Here is a 16,928-nt window from a genome sequence, read left to right on the forward strand (position 1 = left end):
ATGCTGCGTGCGTCCGTGATTGCCGGTTCGATTGCGCTTTCCCTCGCCCTGGCTGGGTGCAGCGGGTCGGCGCCGCCGGATGTTCCCCGCTATGACCTGCTGATCCGCCACGGCCAGGTCTTCGACGGCAGCGGTGCGCCGGCCAGGCGGGTCGATGTCGCCGTGCGCGGTGACCGCGTCGTTGCGCTCCTTGCGCCCGGCACGTCCGCGCAGGCCAAGCAGGAACTCGACGCGCACGGCCAGGCCGTCACGCCGGGCTTCATCAACGTGCTCAGCTGGGCCACCGAATCGCTGATCGCCGACGGCCGCGGCCAGGCCGATACGCGCCAGGGCGTGACCCTGGAAATCTTCGGCGAAGGCTGGTCGATGGGACCGCTGACGCCGGCGATGAAGACCGAGGCCATCAAGCAGCAGGGCGACATCCGCTATCCGATCGAGTGGACGACGCTCGGCCAGTACCTCGAGTACCTCGAGCATCGCGGCATCACGCCGAACGTCGCCTCCTTCGTCGGTGCCGCCACGGTGCGCATCCACGAACTGGGCGAGGCCGATGTCCAGCCCGACGCGCAGCAACTGGCGCGGATGCAGGACCAGGTGCGCCAGGCGATGCGCGAAGGTGCACTCGGCGTTGGCAGCTCGCTGATCTATCCGCCGGGGTTCTATGCGCGCACCGACGAGCTGATCGCGCTGACGCAGGCGGCCGCCGAAACCGGCGGCGGCTACGTCGCGCACATGCGCAGCGAGGCCAACGGCATGCTCGAGGCCCTCGACGAGACAATCGCGATCGGTCGCGCCAGCGGCCAGCACGTCGAGGTCTACCACCTCAAGGCGGCCGGGCAGGGCAACTGGCCGAAGATGGCCGAGGCCATCTCCAGGATCGACGGCGCGCGCGGGCAGGGCGTCGACATCGCCGCCAACATGTACGCCTACACCGCCGGTGCCACCGGCCTGAGCGCGAGCCTGCCGCCGTGGGTGCAGGACGGTGGCCATGACGCGATGATCCGTCGCCTGAAGGATCCCGCCACGCGCGCCCGCGTCATCGCCGAGATGAAACGCAGCGACGGCAAGTGGGAAAACCTGCGCCTGCAGGCCGGCTCGCCCGAACGCGTGCAGTTCATCGGATTCAAGAGCGACAAGCTCAAGCCGCTCACCGGCCTGACCCTGGCGGAAGTCGCCAAGCGTCGTGGCACACCGGCCGAGGACACGGTGGTCGATCTGATCGTCGAGGACGACTCGCGGGTGGACACCGCCTACTTCCTGATGAGCGAGGACAACGTCGAACTGGGCCTGCGCCAGCCGTGGGTAAGCCTGGGCTCGGACGCCGAGTCGTCGGCGCCGGAAGGCGTGTTCCTCAAGTCCAGCACGCACCCGCGCGCCTACGGCAACTTCGCCCGCTTCCTCGGCCACTACGTGCGCGAGCAGAAGCTGATGCCGCTGGAGCAGGCAGTCTTCCGCCTGACCGGCCTGCCTGCGCGCAACTGGAAACTGAAGGACCGCGGTTGCCTCGCCGTCGGCTGCTACGCCGACATCGCCGTGTTCGATCCGGCGACGATCCGCGACCACGCCACGTTCGCCAAGCCGCAGCAGTACGCGACCGGGGTCAGCGATGTGTTCGTCAACGGCGTGCAGGTGCTGCGCGCCGGCGAACACACCGGTGCCAAGCCGGGACGCGTGGTGCGCGGGCCGGGCTGGCAGGGCGCCGCACAGGGACGTCCATGACCGAAGCGGCACCGCTGGCGCCGGTTGCAGCGCGCCAACGCCTGCACGCGCTGGACGTCCTGCGCGGCATTGCCCTGCTGGGCATCGCGCTGATGAATGTCGAGTACTTCGGCCGGCCGCTGGCCGATGTCGGCAACGGCGTCGATCCGTCGCAGACCGGGCTCGACCACGCACTGTCGTGGCTGATCTACGTGTTCGTGCAGGGCAAGTTCTGGATCCTGTTCTCTCTGCTGTTCGGCATGGGTTTCGCGGTGATGGGCGCGCGTACGCAGGCAGCGGGCGGCGGGTTCACCCGCCTGTACGTGCGCCGCAGCCTCGGCCTGCTGGTGATCGGTCTGGTGCATGCGCTGGCGATCTGGGCCGGTGACATCCTGGTCACCTACGCCATCGGCGCCCTGCTGTTGTTGCTGTTCCGCGATGCGTCGCCACGGCGGCAGGGCCAATGGGGTGCACTTCTGTACGGTGCGCCGGTGCTGGGGCTGCTGATGATGGCCGCGGTCATGCTCGCGCTGCAGTCGTCCGGACTGTCGTCCGGCGACCACGTCGATCTGGCGCAGGAGGCCCGTGAGCAGGCCGCGCGCGCGGCGGAGATCGCCGCCTATTCCGACGGCACCTGGTGGCAGGCGACCGTGGTCCGTGCGCGTTACCTGCTGACCCACATCCCGGAAATGCTGGTGTTCGAGTGCTTCGCCGTCGGCATCTTCCTGATCGGCGCCTGGTTGCTGCGCAGCGGCGCGATCGCGCAACCGTCGGATCATGCCGCGCTGTACCGGCGCCTGCGCCACCTTGCGCTGCCGGTCGGCGTGGTGCTGGCGCTGCTCAGTGCCGCGGTGACCGTGCACCTGGACTGGAAGGAGCAGGGTGCGCGCGCGATGCTGGCGATGGCCCTGATGCTGGCCGCCAGTCCGCTGCTCAGCCTGGGCTACCTGGCCCTGGTCGTCGCTGCGCTGCAGACGGCGTTCGGCGCGCGCCTGCTGGCCCCGCTCGCGCCGCTGGGGCGGATGGCGCTGAGTAACTATCTGCTGCAGTCCCTGGTCGGTACCTGGCTGTTCTATGGTCATGGACTGGGCCTGTGGGGCTCTGTGCCGCGGCGCTGGCAGGTTGCCGGCGTGGTCGCGGTGTTCGTCCTGCAGGTGCTGCTCAGCCGGATCTGGCTGGCGCACTTCCGCCACGGGCCGGTGGAATGGCTGTGGCGAGCGTGGACCTACCGGCAGGTTCCGCCGATGCGGGCGCGCTGAGCACCGCACCAGGCACCCGAACGCAACAATCGAGAAGACCTTTGTCTGATGGCCGAGCCGACCCAAGCGTCTAAACTTGCCTCCATGGAACAACGCGAAGATGTACTGATCGTCGGCGCCGGCGTGATCGGCCTGGCCTGCGCCCTGGCCCTGCTCGAAACTGGCCGGAGTGTGCGTGTGATCGATGCCGGCCGCATCGGCGGCGGCAGCTCGCACGGCAATTGCGGCACGATCACGCCCAGCCATGCGCCGCCGCTGGCCGCGCCCGGCGTGGTGCTCAAGGCGCTGCGCTGGATGCTGACCCCGGATGCGCCGCTGTACGTGCGACCGCGCTTCGATCCGCGCCTGTGGTCGTGGCTGCTGCGCTTCGCCCTGCGCTGCAACGAGCGCGACTGGCGTGCCAGCGCGGTGGCCAAGTCGGCGATCCTCAACGACTCGCGCGCGCGGCTGGCGCAATGGGTCGAGCAGTATTCGCTGGCGTGCGAGTTCGCACCGTCCGGCGAGGACTACATCTTCCGCACCCAGGACTATTTCGAGCACACCCTCGAAGAGGTTGGCCTGCTACGCGAGCTGGGTGTTTCGGTCGAGATCGTCGACGGCCGCGCCTACGAGGCGATCGAGCCGGCGCTCAAGCCCGGCCTGGCCGGCGCGATCCGTTTCAACGGCGACGCGGTGCTGCGTCCGGACCGGTATGTCGCCGAGCTGGCGCGCGTGGTCCGCGCACGCGGCGGCACCATCGTCGAGGACTGTGCATTCGTCGGCGCCGTGGCTGGGCAGCGCGGCGTGCGCGTGACCACCGCGCAGGGCCGTCTGCTGGCGGGCGACGTGGTCATGGCGCTGGGTGCGTGGTCGGCGAAACTGGCCGATGCCATCGGTGCGCCAGCACTGAAGCGGGCCATGCAACCGGGCAAGGGTTACTCGATCACCTATTCATCGCCGGCCCTGGTGCCGAAGCGGCCACTCGTGCTGCGCGAGCGCCAGGTCTGCGTGACGGCGTGGGGCAGCGGCTATCGCCTCGGCAGTACCATGGAATTCAGCGGCTTCGACGACAGCCTCAATCCGCGCCGCCTGGCCGCGCTGGAGCGCGGCGCGGGCGAGTACCTGCATGAACCGGTCGGCGCGCAGAAGCAGGAACAGTGGTTCGGCTGGCGCCCGATGAGCTGCGACGACGTCCCGATCATCGGCCAGGTGCCAGGTCGTGATCACATCTGGTTGGCGACCGGTCACGGCATGATGGGCGTCAGCATGAGCTCGGCGACCGGCCAGCTGGTCGCCGACCTGATCGCCGGGCGTGATCCGGCGATCGATCCTGCGCCCTTCCGCATCGAGCGATTCGAATGAACACCCGGCCTGCCACCAGCGAATTCGACCTCATCGTGATCGGGGGCGGATCCGGTGGACTGGCAGGCGCCTTCCGCGCCGCCGAACATGGTGCGCGCGTGGCCCTGCTCGAGCCGCATCTGCTGGGCGGCACCTGCGTCAATGTCGGCTGCGTGCCGAAGAAGGCGATGTGGCTGGCCGCGGAAATGGCGTCCAGGCTCAAGCTCGCGCCGACGCTCGGCCTGCCGGTGCAACCTGCACCGCTGAACTGGCCGGAGTTCATCGTCCACCGCGAGCGCTACATCGAAGGCATCCACGCCAGCTACCGGCGCCGCCTGGACGCGGCGGGCATCGTGCTCGCGCCGATGCGCGCGCACCTGGTCGACGCGTGCACGGTCGAATGCGAGAACGGCACGCGCCTGCGTGCCCGCCACCTGCTGATCGCTACCGGCGGGCGCCCGGAGCGGCCGGACATTCCCGGCGCCCACCTGGGCGGCGTGTCCGATGATTTCTTCCAGTGGCGCGCCGCGCCCGAGCGCGTGGCAATCATCGGCGGCGGCTACATCGCGGTGGAACTGGCCGGCGTCCTGCAGGCGCTGGGCAGCCGGGTCGAGATGTACGTGCGCGGTCCGCATCTGCTCAGGGAGTTCGATCATGAAGTGGTCGAACAACTGACCGAGGACTATCGCCAGTCCGGCGTGCGCCTGCATTTCGACCAGCGCCTGGTTGCGGTCGAGCAGGACAGCGGCGGTGTACGCCTGCGTGGTGCCGATGGCAGTGCCAGCGATCGCTTCGATGCATTGCTGTTTGCCACCGGGCGCCGCCCCAACAGCGAGCGCCTGGGCCTGGAGGTCGTGGGTGTCGCCACCGATGCCGATGGTTGCATCGCGGTCAACGAGCGCCATGAAACCAGCGTCGAGGGCGTGTACGCCGTCGGCGACATCACTGCCAACGCACAGTTGACGCCGGTTGCCATCGCCGCCGCGCGTCGCCTGATGGACCGCGTCTTTGCCGGCAGCCAGGACGTCCTCGACCAGCGCGACATCCCGACCGTGGTGTTCTCGCATCCGCCGTTTGGCCAGGTCGGGTTGACCGAGGCCCAGGCCCGCGCCGAGCACGGTGCCGACGCGGTGCATGTCTATCGCGCCGCGTTCCGGCCGATGCTGTACGCGCTCGCCGACGTGCCGCAGCGCAGCCTGTTCAAGCTGGTCTGCGTGGGCGAAGAGCGCCGCGTGGTCGGCATCCACCTGATGGGCGAGGCCGCCGACGAGATGCTGCAGGGCTTCGCCGTCGCCCTCAAGCGCGGCATCACCCTGCAGGACCTGCGCGACACCGTGGCCATCCACCCGACCAGCGCCGAAGAAGTGGTGCTGATGCGCTGACAAGCGCCCACGCACTGGACATGTCAGACGCACTGGATATGAGCGAGCGGAAATGAACGACGACATCTACACCCTGCATCGCGGCACCGCGCCGCTGCTGGTCAGCCTGCCGCACGACGGCAGCCACATCCCGCAGGAGCTGGCGGCGCGCATGACCGAACGCGCGCGCGTGGCACCCGATACCGACTGGCACGTGTCGATCCTCTACGACTTCGCCCGCGAGCTTGGCGCGTCGATCATCGTTCCACGCCATTCGCGCTACGTCGTCGACCTCAACCGTCCGTCCGACGACACCTCGCTGTACCCCGGCCAGAACACCACCGGTCTGTGCCCGGCCGTGCAGTTCAGTGGCGAACCGGTGTACCGGGAAGGGCAGGCGCCGCCGCCTGCCGAAGTCGCCCAGCGCGTGGACACCTATTGGCGCCCGTACCACGAAGCACTGCGTGCCGAGCTCGACCGCATCCACGGCCAGCACGGCAGCGTGGTGCTGTGGGAGGGGCATTCGATCCGCGGCAGCGATCTGCCGTTCCTGTTCGAGGGCCGGTTGCCGGACCTCAACCTGGGCACGTCCGCCGGCGCCAGTTGCGCCCCGGCGCTGCAGCACCGGCTCGAATCGGTGCTGGCCTCGCAGGACGAATACGACTTCGTGGTCAACGGCCGCTTCAAGGGCGGCTACATCACTCGCCACTACGGCGAGCCGGCGCGCGGTATCGACGCCGTGCAGATGGAGATCAGCCAGCGCAACTACATGGACGAGGACAGCTTCGCCTACGACGCCGGCAAGGCCGCGCACCTGCGCAAGCTGCTGACGTCCCTGTTGCAGGCCACGCTGAAGCCATGAAGGCGACGGCGTGACCGGCGCCGCTGCGGCGCTGGCGCCGGCACAGGCGCGCGCGCTGCACCTGGCCGCGCAGGGCCTGGCCACGCGTCCGCGCCGGCGCGCCGGCAAGGCCGACCTGCTCGCGGCCATTGCGCGCATGCAACTGCTGCAGATCGACACCATCCACGTCGTGGCACGCAGCCCGTACCTGGTGCTGTTCTCGCGCGTGGGTGCCTACCCGGCGCAGTGGCTGGAGGAGCTGCTGGCGCAGCGTGACATCTTCGAGACCTGGGCCCACGAGGCCTGCTTCGCGCCATCGGCTGACTACACGTTGCTGCGCAGCGCGATCGATCACCGCGCCCATCACTGGGCCATCCGCAATGCCCGCCACCGGCAAGCCGAGCACGGCGCGGACATCGCACTGCTGCTCGCGCACGTGCGTGAGCGCGGCGCGGTCAAGGCGGCCGATTTCGAGCGGGAAGCCGGCAGCGGCAGCGGTGGCGGCTGGTGGCAGTGGAAGGACGAGAAGCTGTGGCTGGAAACCGCGTTCGCCCTGGGTGATCTGATGGTGAGCCGGCGCGAGAACTTCCACCGCGTCTACGACCTCGCCGAACGCGTGATCGGCCAGGTGCAACCGGACTGGGACAACGCCGTGGTGGCCACCGACCTGGCCCGGCGCGAGCTGCTGCTCAAGTCGGTGCGCGCACTCGGCATCGCCCAGGCCCGCTGGATTGCCGACTACTACCGCCTGCGTCCGCGCCTGCGCGACAGCGACCTCGACGGACTGGTCGAAGAGGGCGCCTTGCTGCGGGTGGAGGTCAAGGGCTGGCAGGCTCCGGGCTACGTGCATCGCGACCTGGCGCCGCAGCTGGCGATGGCCAGCGCCGGTCGCTTGCGCGCCACCCATGCCACGCTGCTGTCGCCGTTCGATCCGGTGGTCTGGGATCGCGAGCGCGCCAGCGAGTTCTTCGGCTTCGACTACACGCTGGAGTGCTACACACCGGAACCGAAGCGCCGCTACGGCTACTTCGTGCTGCCGATCCTGGTTGGCGGCCGCCTGGTCGGCCGCCTCGACGCCAAGGCGCACCGGCGCGAGGGCGTGTTCGAGGTCAAGGCGCTTTACCTGGAAGACGGCATCGCCGCCGACGATTCGCTGGCGCAGTCCGTGGCCCGTGCCATCGACGACTGCGCGCGCTGGCACGCGACTCCGCGGGTGGCGCTGGGGCGTTGTCGCCCGGCTTCGTTCGCGCGGATGCTCAGGGCGCAGCTGGCCGCGATGCGCTGATGCGCACCGCGGCGAGCGGCGCTTACTTCGCGTTCGCGCTGGCGGTCACGCCGGCATCCGGCCCCAGGTTGCGGGCAAGGAAGGCCTCGATGCGCCGGTAGACCTCGACGCGGTTTTCCGGCTTGTAGAAGCCGTGGCCTTCGCCCTTGACCACCATGGTGTCGACCTGCACGCCGGCCTTGCGGAAGCCGGTGACCATCGCGTCGAACTGCTCCATCGGCACGCGCTTGTCGACGCTGCCCTGGAACAGCATGACCGGCACCTTGATCTTGTCGGCATTGCGCGCCGGCGAGTTGGCGGCGAGTGCGGCCTGGTCGGTGCCGAGGGCCTGGTCAAGATAGTCGCGCCCGGCCCCGGTGCCGCGGACGTCGCCGAACTTCTTCATCAGCGCCAGGTCGTAGACGCCGATCGAGCCGATCGCGCAGCGATACAGGTCCGGATAGCGAATGGGATTCATCAGCGCCGCATAGCCGCCGAAGCTGGCGCCATACGTGCAGATGCGGCCGGGGTCGGCGCGCTTGTTGTCGATCGCCCAGCGCACGCCGTCGGCGATGTCGTCCATCATCCTGCCGCCCCATTGCTGGTAGCCGGAGTACGTGAAGAGGTCGCCGCGACCGGCCGAACCGCGGAAATTGACCTGCAGCACGGCATACCCGCGACTGGCGAGGAACTGGACATCGTTGTCGTAGCTCCAGCTGTCGTAGACGCCGTGCGGGCCGCCGTGCGGCATCACGATCAGCGGTTGCGGGCCCTTGGCGCCCACCGGTGCGGTGTAGAAGCCGTGCAGCGTCACGCCGTCACGCGTCTTGAAGGTGATCGGCGCGACCGGTGCCATGCGTTCGCGCTTGATCCACGGCTCGGCCTCGTTGATCAGCTGGATCTTGCCAGCCTGGCGATCGAACACGTAGTAGGCACCGGGATTGCGATCACTGAAGACAGTGAACAGGACCTTGTTGTTGTCCTGGCTGTAGTCGGACATCGATACCAGTTCGCCCGGGAACGACTTCATCAGGCTGGCATGCAGGCGCGCCCATTCCGATGACGGATCCAGGTACTCGACCGTCGGCGTGGCCGCGTCGTAATACACGCCGAACGGCGCGCCACCGTGGCCGGAATACATCAGTCCGGCGATCTCGATGTCGTCGCGACCGACCACGCGGGTTCGCGTGCCGGCGGACAGGCTGATGCGGAACAGCTGCTCCGGTTCGCCCTTGTCGGTGATCAGCGCGTAGGCCGTGTCGTCGTCGTCGGCCACGTACGCCAGCGACATCCTGCGGCCCGCCAGGGTCGCCGGCACCGGCGTCCAGTCCTGGTCGTTCGGGCGCGGGCGATAGAACAGGTCCGGCGCCTCCATGCCGGGCCGGTTGACCACGCGCAGGCGCGCGCGGGACTTGCTGTCGAAATAGAATCCAGCAGCCTCCGGCGAGTACTCCACCTGCTTGCGATCCCCGGTGACGGTGTCGACGCGGAAGATGGTGGTGGGCTGGTACTCGTCGTCCGGCCGGGTCCGCCAGGCCGTGAAGTTGACCATGGCGACGCCTGGCTCGCGCTCGACCAGATCGTCGATCTGCGCATAGCCCATGTCCTTGCGGCGGCCCCCCATGAAGCCGTCGTCCGGGATGTAGGCGAACAGGATTCCCTGATGCTTGCCATCGATGTCGCTGGCGACCAGTTCACCCTGGCTGAACAACTGCGCCTTCATCGGCTCCATGTTCGCCCGTGAGACCACGACGCGGGTCGGGCTCGTCCAGACGATGTCGGTGACGTGCTGGCGCTTGCCGAAGCGAAGGACCTGGGTCTTGCCGCTGCCGTCGAGCGCCACGATCAGCAGTTGCGATTCATTGCCGTCATCGGCAGGCACCGTCATCGCGACGTGGCGGCCATCGGGCGAGAGAGCCACTTCCTGCACTTCGGCGTGGCGCGCGAAGTCTTCCACTGGAACCACTTGCGCAGCTGCCACGACAGGCAGCATCAACAGCAAACCGGCCATCAGCCGGTGACGGACTAGATGCATCGGGTGGCCCTCCCCAAGGCCTGGCGATCGGCCGAAGCATATCGCCTCCCTGTGCGGCCGCGCAGCCGCGGCGCGGCAGGGCCAGCCTGCGGACCGTGACCGGTTGCCCGGTCAGACCTCCAGCGTCGCCAGGTCGCCCTTGGTTTCCAGCCACTGCTTGCGGTCGCCGGCGCGCTTCTTGGCCAGCAGCATGTCCATCAGCGAGTGCGTCTCGGTGTTGTCGTCGACGGTCAGCTGGACCAGGCGGCGGGTGTCGGGGTGGATGGTCGACTCGCGCAGCTGCGAGGGGTTCATCTCGCCCAGGCCCTTGAAGCGGGTGGTGTTGACCTGGCCGCTGAAGCCCTTCTTGCGGTCGCCCTTCTCGCGCTCGATCTTCTCCAGCAGGATCCGCTTTTCTTCCTCGTCGAGCGCATAGAACACCTGCTTGCCCACGTCGACGCGGAACAGCGGCGGCATCGCCACGAACACATGCCCGGCCGAGACCAGCGACGGGAAGTGCTTGAGGAACAGCGCCGTCAGCAGGGTGGCGATGTGCAGGCCGTCGGAGTCGGCGTCGGCGAGGATGATGACCTTGCCGTAGCGCAGGCCCGACAGGTCGTCCTTGCCCGGATCGCAGCCGATGGCGACCGCCAGGTCGTGCACTTCCTGCGAGGCCAGCACGCTGCCGGAGGCCACTTCCCAGGTGTTGAGGATCTTGCCGCGCAGCGGCAGGATCGCCTGGAAGTCCTTGTCGCGGGCCTGGCGCGCGCTGCCGCCGGCCGAATCGCCTTCGACCAGGAACAACTCGGTACGCGACAGGTCCTGGCTGCTGCAGTCGGCCAGCTTGCCCGGCAGGGCGGGGCCCTGGGTGACCTTCTTGCGGACGACCTGCTTCTCGGTCTTCAGGCGCGCGCTGGCACGTTCGATCGCCAGCTGCGCGATCCGTTCGCCCATCTCGGTGTGCTGGTTGAGCCACAGCGAGAAGGCGTCGTGCGCGGCGCCTTCGACGAAGCCGGCGGCCTGGCGCGACGACAGCCGCTCCTTGGTCTGGCCGCTGAACTGCGGGTCGGTCATCTTGATGCTGAGCACGAAGGCGACGCGGTCCCAGACGTCTTCCGGCGCCAGCTTGACGCCGCGCGGCAGCAGGTTGCGGAAGTCGCAGAACTCGCGCAGCGCATCGGTGAAGCCGGTGCGCAGGCCATTGACGTGCGTGCCGTGCTGCGCGGTCGGGATCAGGTTGACGTAGCTCTCCTGCACCAGCTCGCCTTCGGGAACCCACGCCACCGCCCAGTCGGCGGTCTCGGTGTCCTTGGTGAGCTTGCCGACGAACAGGTCCGGCGGCAGCAGCTCGCGCTCGGCCAGTTCGCCGCGCAGGTAATCGCGCAGGCCGTCCTCGTAGTACCACTCGTTGCGCTCGTCGCTGGCCTCATCAAGCAGGCGCACGGTAAGGCCCGGGCACAGCACGGCCTTGGCACGCAGCAGGTGGCGCAGCGAACGCAGGTTGAACTTGGGGGTGTCGAAGTACTTCGGGTCGGGCCAGAAGTGCACGCGCGTACCGGTGTTCTTCTTGCCGACGCTGCCGATCACTTCCAGCGGCGTGGCGCGGTCGCCGTCCTTGAAGGTCATGCGGTATTCGTTGCCGTCGCGCTTGATGCGCACGTCGACCAGGGTCGACAGCGCATTGACCACGCTGACGCCGACGCCGTGCAGGCCGCCGGAGAAGGTGTAGTTCTTGTTGCTGAACTTGCCGCCGGCGTGCAGGCGCGTGAGGATCAGTTCCACGCCCGGGATCTTCTCCTCGGGATGGATGTCCACCGGCATGCCGCGGCCGTCGTCGCCGACAGAGCAACTGCCGTCGCTGTGCAGGGTGACGTCGATGAAGCGGGCATGGCCGGCCAGCGCCTCGTCGACCGCGTTGTCGATGACTTCCTGCGCCAGGTGGTTCGGGCGCGTGGTGTCGGTGTACATGCCGGGGCGGCGCTTGACCGGATCCAGCCCGGACAGGACTTCGATATCAGCTGCGTTGTAACGGGAACTCATTCGGGGCTACGACAGCGGGGGCAGGAGCGGGGATGGTCTGCGCGTAGCGACGGAAATTCAACCGCGCGCTCCGGCGCACGGGGCGCACCCTTGAAGCGACAGGGTTCCGGCCGCATCTGGAAAGGGCACGGCGACGCCGCCGGGGCCACTTCGCGCAAGCCGTTCAGTCGAGGCTACGGAAGGCGCCGCTAGGGTCGCCCGGTCGTCAACCGCGCGTCCTGTGACGCGTTACCCAATAGGATGGCGATGCCGCTGTCGCTACTGTTCCTCAGGAGGTCAACCGCATGAATACCCGCAAGCTACTGCTCCCGAGCCTGATTGCCGCGATCCTGGCGTCGCCTCTGGCACTCGCGCAGCAGCACGACGCCCAGGCCGATGCCAAGGCCAAGGAACAGGCAGCGCAGGCCCAGAAGGCCGACGCAGCGCAGTCCGGAAAGGCCGACAAGGCCCCGGCCGACGCCAACAAGGCCGGCAAGAAGGACAAGTCCAAGTCCCGGCCGGAGGTCGAGCCGGAGGAAGAGGACGAGCGCTGAGCCGCTGCGGCTCGACTTGCTCGACCCACGCTTGACCCACGATGCCCCGGCTTGCCGGGGCATCTTCATTTTGCAGGCGCGGCGACGGGCTTCCGAAGCATCTGAACGGGCTTCAGGTGCCCGGACGGCTCGCCGTGAACCGGCTCAGCCTGTAGACTATGGCTTTCCAGCGGTAGCAAAACCATGACTCCCCTGATTTTCGTCACCGGCGGCGTGGTGTCCTCGCTTGGCAAGGGCATTGCGGCAGCCTCGCTGGCGACCATCCTCGAAGCACGCGGCCTGCGCGTGACGATGATGAAGCTCGACCCCTACATCAACGTCGATCCGGGCACGATGAGCCCGTTCCAGCACGGTGAGGTGTACGTCACCGACGACGGCGCCGAGACCGACCTGGACCTGGGCCACTACGAGCGCTACCTGCGCAACCGGCTCAGCCGCAAGAACTCGATCACCACCGGTCGCATCTACGACAACGTCATCCGCAAGGAGCGCCGCGGCGACTACCTGGGTGGCACCGTGCAGGTGATCCCGCACATCACCGACGAGATCAAGCGCTGCATCATCGAGGCCACCGAAGGCTTCGACGTGGCCCTGGTCGAGGTCGGCGGCACCGTCGGCGACATCGAGTCGCTGCCGTTCCTTGAGGCCATTCGCCAGATCCGCAGCGAGCGCGGCTCGGAAGGCGCGTTGTTCATGCACCTGACCCTGGTGCCGTACATCGCCGCCGCCGGCGAGCTCAAGACCAAGCCGACCCAGCACTCGGTCAAGGAGCTGCGTTCGATCGGCATCCAGCCCGACGTGCTGCTGTGCCGCAGCGAGCAGCCGCTGCCCGACAGCGAGCGCCGCAAGATCGCGCTGTTCACCAACGTTCCGGAGCGTGCCGTCATTTCGGCCGTCGACCTGGACAACATCTACAAGATGCCGCGCCGCTTCCACGAAGAAGGCCTGGACGCGATCGTGCTCGACCGCCTGCGCATCAACGCCGGGCCGGCCGACCTGACCGAATGGGACGAAGTCGTCGATGCCAGCGAGCATCCGGTCGACGAGGTCCGCATTGCCGTGGTCGGCAAGTACATCGACCACCAGGATGCCTACAAGTCGCTGGCCGAGGCGCTCAAGCACGGTGGCCTGCGCCAGCGCACCAAGGTCAAGCTGAAGTGGCTCGAATCCAGCGAGATCGAGGAGCAGGGCGTCGCCTCGCTCAAGGACGTCGACGGCATCCTCGTGCCGGGCGGCTTCGGCGACCGCGGTTTCGAAGGCAAGGTGCTCACCGCCAAGTTCGCCCGTGAGGCCGGCGTGCCGTACTTCGGCATCTGCTACGGCATGCAGGCGGCGGTGGTCGACGTTGCCCGCCACCTGGGCGGCCTCGACGGCGCCAACAGCACCGAGAACGACAAGGCCAGCCCGCATCCGGTGATCGGCCTGATCACCGAGTGGCGCACCGCCACCGGCGAGATCGAGCGCCGCAGCGAAGACAGCGACCTGGGCGGGACCATGCGCCTGGGCCTGCAGGAGCAGCGCCTGAAGCCGGCGACGCTGGCGCGCGAGGTGTACGGCCAGGACGTGGTCGCCGAGCGCCATCGCCACCGTTACGAGTTCAACAACCGCTACCGCACCCAGCTCGAGGACGCCGGCCTGGTGATTTCGGCCAAGTCGATGGACGACCTGCTGGTGGAGATGGTCGAGCTGCCGCGCGACAAGCACCCGTGGTTCCTGGCCTGCCAGGCGCACCCGGAGTTCCTGTCGACGCCGCGCGACGGCCACCCGTTGTTCATCGGCTTCGTCCGTGCCGCGCGCGAGCACAAGGCGCAGGCCGGTGGGCGGTTGCTGAAAGAAGCGACCGCGTGACCGTACGCTTGCAACCCATCCCCTCCCAACCCTCCCCTTGAAGGGGAGGGCTTCAGAGCACAAAGCATGAAACTCTGCGGATTCGAAGCCGGTCTGGACCAACCCTTCTTCCTGATCGCCGGCCCGTGCGTGATCGAGTCGATGCAGCTGCAGCTCGATGTCGCCGGCAAGCTCAAGGAGATCACCTCCGAGCTGGGCATCAACTTCATCTTCAAGTCGAGCTTCGACAAGGCCAACCGCACCTCCGGCACCAGCTTCCGCGGCCCCGGCCTGGAAGAGGGCCTGAAGGTGCTGGCCGAAGTGAAGAAGCAGATCGGCGTGCCGGTGCTGACCGACGTCCACGAGTACACGCCGATGAACGAGGTCGCCAGCGTCGTCGACGTGCTGCAGACCCCGGCGTTCCTGTGCCGCCAGACCGACTTCATCCAGAACGTGGCCCGCACCGGCCTGCCGGTGAACATCAAGAAGGGCCAGTTCCTGTCGCCGTGGGAGATGAAGCACGTCACCAACAAGGCCAAGGCAACCGGCAACGAGCTCATCATGGCCTGCGAGCGCGGTGCCAGCTTCGGCTACAACAACCTGGTCTCGGACATGCGCTCGCTGAGCGTGATGCGCGACACCGGCTGCCCGGTCGTGTTCGACGCGACCCACTCGGTGCAGCTGCCCGGCGGCGCCGACGGCAAGAGCGGCGGCCAGCGCGAGTTCGTGCCGGTGCTGGCGCGCGCGGCGATGGCGGTCGGCATTGCCGGCATCTTCATGGAGACCCATCCGGTGCCGGACGAGGCCCTGTCCGACGGCCCCAACGCCTGGCCGCTGCCGAAGATGCGCGCGCTGCTGGAGACGCTCAAGCAGCTCGACGAGATCACCAAGCGCAACGGCTTCCTGGAATCCGACGCCTGATCATGCCGGGCGCAGCCGTCCCCAGCGACGCCCCTTGCGACCCCAGGCGGGCGCCGCCACCGCGCGGCGGCGCCCCAACTCGGCTATCGTCCCCGGCTGGCGCCTGCCCGGCCAGGGTCTTTATGGCCACAGCCCCCCTTTGACCATTCCCACGACGACCATTCCTTCGACGACATGACCACGACCATCGCCAAAGTCCACGCCCGCGAGATCCTCGACAGCCGCGGCAATCCCACGCTCGAAGCCGAGGTCACCCTGGCCGACGGCAGCTTCGGTCGCGCGATGGTGCCGTCTGGCGCCTCCACCGGCACCAAGGAAGCGGTCGAACTGCGCGACGGCGACAAGACCCGTTACCTGGGCAAGGGCGTGCGCAAGGCGGTAGAGAACGTCAACGGCGCCATTGCCACGGCGCTGGCCGGTTTCGACGGCGCCGACCAGGCCGGCCTCGACCGCCGCCTGATCGACCTCGACGGCACCGAGAACAAGGGCCGCCTGGGCGCCAACGCGCTGCTCGGCGTGTCGATGGCCAACGCCCACGCCATGGCCGCCTCGAAGAAGCTGCCGCTGTGGAAGTACCTGGCCGGCGGCCGCGAAGCGGTGCTGCCGGTGCCGATGATGAACATCATCAACGGCGGTGCGCATGCCGACAACAACGTCGACCTGCAGGAATTCATGATCCTGCCGGTGGGCGTGGACAACTTCGCCGAGGCGCTGCGCGCCGGCACCGAGGTGTTCCATGCGCTCAAGTCGGTGCTCAAGGGCCGCGGCCTGAGCACGGCGGTCGGTGACGAGGGCGGTTTCGCCCCTGATCTGCGCAGCAATGAAGAGGCGCTGGAAACGATCCTGGAAGCGATCGGCAAGGCCGGTTACAAGGCCGGCGAAGACATCCTGCTGGGCCTGGACGTCGCCTCCAGCGAGTTCTTCGAGAACGGCAAGTACAACCTCACCGGTGAAGGCAAGCGCCTGACCAGCGAGCAGTTCGTCGACTTCCTCGCCAACTGGGCCGCGCAGTACCCGATCATCACCATCGAAGACGGCATGGCCGAGAACGACTGGGCCGGCTGGAAGCTGCTCACCGACCGCATCGGCAACAAGGTGCAGCTGGTCGGCGACGATCTGTTCGTGACCAACCCGAAGATCTTCCAGGAAGGCATCGACAAGGGCGTGGCCAACGCCATCCTGATCAAGGTCAACCAGATCGGCACCCTGACCGAGACCCTGGAAGCGATCGCGATGGCCGATGCCAACCGCTACGCCTCGATCGTCTCGCACCGTTCGGGCGAAACCGAGGACACCACCATCGCCGACATCTCGGTCGCCACCACCGCGACCCAGATCAAGACCGGCTCGCTGTGCCGCAGCGACCGCGTCGCCAAGTACAACCAGCTGCTGCGCATCGAAGAGCAGCTGGGTGCCGCGGCGAAGTACGCCGGCCGCGACGCCTTCATCTCGCTCAAGCGCTGAGCCTGGAGAACCGGCGCATGCGCGGCTTGCGACTGCTGCTGCTGGCACTGGCCGGGTTGCTGGTGTTCCTGCAGTACCGGCTGTGGGTGGGCGAGGGCGGTAGCCGCTCGGTCGCCCGCCTGCAGCAGCAGGTGCAGCAGCAGGCGCACGAGAACAAGGGAATGCAGCAGCGCAACGACGCGCTCGCCGCCGAAGTCGAGGACCTCAAGTCCGGCGAGGCGGCGGTCGAGGAGCGTGCGCGCAGCGAGCTGGGCATGATCAAGCCTGGCGAAACCTTCTACCGCGTGGTCGAGCCGGAAGGCACGGCGCCGGCGCCGGAAGAAAGTGCCGAGCCGAAAGCCGAGTGACGCTGCTCTCCGTCATCCCGGCGAACGCCGGGACGTCGA

General features: G+C 68.1%; 13 protein-coding genes. 11 read left to right on the top strand and 2 right to left on the bottom strand.

Going from position 1 to position 16,928, the window contains the following annotated elements:
- From MNR01_RS16520 to MNR01_RS16545, 6 genes are all read left to right on the top strand, one after another.
- Positions 1–1,719, top strand: coding sequence for a D-aminoacylase (locus MNR01_RS16520; protein WP_241918803.1), 1,719 nt, complete (start codon positions 1–3; stop codon positions 1,717–1,719).
- A complete protein-coding gene (locus MNR01_RS16525) occupies positions 1,716–2,957 on the top strand; it encodes a DUF418 domain-containing protein (protein ID WP_241918804.1) in 1,242 nt (413 codons plus the stop codon). Before MNR01_RS16520 ends, MNR01_RS16525 begins: the two co-directional genes overlap by 4 nt.
- An 84-nt stretch (positions 2,958–3,041) precedes the next feature.
- Positions 3,042–4,298: an FAD-dependent oxidoreductase gene (locus tag MNR01_RS16530; protein ID WP_241918805.1), complete on the top strand. Its 1,257-nt coding sequence runs from the start codon at positions 3,042–3,044 to the stop codon at positions 4,296–4,298.
- Positions 4,295–5,659: a glutathione-disulfide reductase gene (gene gorA / locus MNR01_RS16535; protein ID WP_241918806.1), complete on the top strand. Its 1,365-nt coding sequence runs from the start codon at positions 4,295–4,297 to the stop codon at positions 5,657–5,659. The genes MNR01_RS16530 and gorA overlap by 4 nt, the downstream gene beginning before the upstream one ends.
- A 52-nt stretch (positions 5,660–5,711) precedes the next feature.
- A complete protein-coding gene (hutG, locus tag MNR01_RS16540) occupies positions 5,712–6,500 on the top strand; it encodes an N-formylglutamate deformylase (RefSeq protein WP_241918807.1) in 789 nt (262 codons plus the stop codon).
- Between the two features lie 10 nt (positions 6,501–6,510).
- Complete coding sequence (locus MNR01_RS16545; protein ID WP_241918808.1) at positions 6,511–7,764, top strand: crosslink repair DNA glycosylase YcaQ family protein; 1,254 nt, start codon at positions 6,511–6,513, stop codon at positions 7,762–7,764.
- A 22-nt stretch (positions 7,765–7,786) separates the two neighbouring features.
- Here MNR01_RS16545 and MNR01_RS16550 read toward each other — a convergent pair whose 3' ends face one another.
- Positions 7,787–9,778, bottom strand: coding sequence for a prolyl oligopeptidase family serine peptidase (locus MNR01_RS16550; RefSeq protein ID WP_241918809.1), 1,992 nt, complete (start codon positions 9,776–9,778; stop codon positions 7,787–7,789).
- Between the two features lie 111 nt (positions 9,779–9,889).
- On the bottom strand, positions 9,890–11,797 hold the full coding sequence (gene parE, locus MNR01_RS16555) for a DNA topoisomerase IV subunit B (protein WP_241918810.1): 1,908 nt from the start codon (positions 11,795–11,797) through the stop codon (positions 9,890–9,892).
- A 284-nt stretch (positions 11,798–12,081) separates the two neighbouring features.
- Between parE and MNR01_RS16560 the strand changes: the two genes are divergently transcribed.
- The 5 genes from MNR01_RS16560 to ftsB all read left to right on the top strand — a co-directional run bounded on the left by MNR01_RS16560 (position 12,082) and on the right by ftsB (position 16,889).
- Entirely contained in the window at positions 12,082–12,330 is a 249-nt protein-coding gene (locus tag MNR01_RS16560) for a hypothetical protein (protein WP_241918811.1), read from the top strand.
- Between the two features lie 183 nt (positions 12,331–12,513).
- Positions 12,514–14,178, top strand: coding sequence for a CTP synthase (locus MNR01_RS16565; RefSeq protein WP_241918812.1), 1,665 nt, complete (start codon positions 12,514–12,516; stop codon positions 14,176–14,178).
- A gap of 66 nt (positions 14,179–14,244) precedes the next feature.
- Positions 14,245–15,078, top strand: a complete 834-nt coding sequence (gene kdsA, locus MNR01_RS16570) for a 3-deoxy-8-phosphooctulonate synthase (protein ID WP_241918813.1) — start codon at positions 14,245–14,247, stop codon at positions 15,076–15,078.
- A 174-nt stretch (positions 15,079–15,252) separates the two neighbouring features.
- Positions 15,253–16,542 carry a phosphopyruvate hydratase gene (gene eno, locus MNR01_RS16575; protein WP_241918814.1) on the top strand — a complete coding sequence of 430 codons (1,290 nt, stop codon included), beginning with the start codon at positions 15,253–15,255 and terminating at the stop codon, positions 16,540–16,542.
- A gap of 17 nt (positions 16,543–16,559) precedes the next feature.
- Positions 16,560–16,889, top strand: coding sequence for a cell division protein FtsB (ftsB, locus tag MNR01_RS16580; protein WP_256451850.1), 330 nt, complete (start codon positions 16,560–16,562; stop codon positions 16,887–16,889).
- Positions 16,890–16,928: the final 39 nt, after the last annotated feature.

The sequence above is a fragment of the Lysobacter sp. S4-A87 genome, assembly GCF_022637455.1.
Lineage (GTDB): Bacteria > Pseudomonadota > Gammaproteobacteria > Xanthomonadales > Xanthomonadaceae > Lysobacter_J.

Bases quoted from the DNA above. Each gene is read 5' to 3' on its own strand.
- MNR01_RS16520 (WP_241918803.1), top strand. From the start codon at position 1: ATGCTGCGTGCGTCCGTGATTGCCGGTTCGATTGCGCTTTCCCTCGCC.
- MNR01_RS16525 (WP_241918804.1), top strand. From the start codon at position 1,716: ATGACCGAAGCGGCACCGCTGGCGCCGGTTGCAGCGCGCCAACGCCTG.
- MNR01_RS16530 (WP_241918805.1), top strand. From the start codon at position 3,042: ATGGAACAACGCGAAGATGTACTGATCGTCGGCGCCGGCGTGATCGGC.
- gorA (WP_241918806.1), top strand. From the start codon at position 4,295: ATGAACACCCGGCCTGCCACCAGCGAATTCGACCTCATCGTGATCGGG.
- hutG (WP_241918807.1), top strand. From the start codon at position 5,712: ATGAACGACGACATCTACACCCTGCATCGCGGCACCGCGCCGCTGCTG.
- MNR01_RS16550 (WP_241918809.1), bottom strand. From the start codon at position 9,778: ATGCATCTAGTCCGTCACCGGCTGATGGCCGGTTTGCTGTTGATGCTG.
- parE (WP_241918810.1), bottom strand. From the start codon at position 11,797: ATGAGTTCCCGTTACAACGCAGCTGATATCGAAGTCCTGTCCGGGCTG.
- MNR01_RS16560 (WP_241918811.1), top strand. From the start codon at position 12,082: ATGAATACCCGCAAGCTACTGCTCCCGAGCCTGATTGCCGCGATCCTG.
- MNR01_RS16565 (WP_241918812.1), top strand. From the start codon at position 12,514: ATGACTCCCCTGATTTTCGTCACCGGCGGCGTGGTGTCCTCGCTTGGC.
- kdsA (WP_241918813.1), top strand. From the start codon at position 14,245: ATGAAACTCTGCGGATTCGAAGCCGGTCTGGACCAACCCTTCTTCCTG.
- eno (WP_241918814.1), top strand. From the start codon at position 15,253: ATGACCACGACCATCGCCAAAGTCCACGCCCGCGAGATCCTCGACAGC.
- ftsB (WP_256451850.1), top strand. From the start codon at position 16,560: ATGCGCGGCTTGCGACTGCTGCTGCTGGCACTGGCCGGGTTGCTGGTG.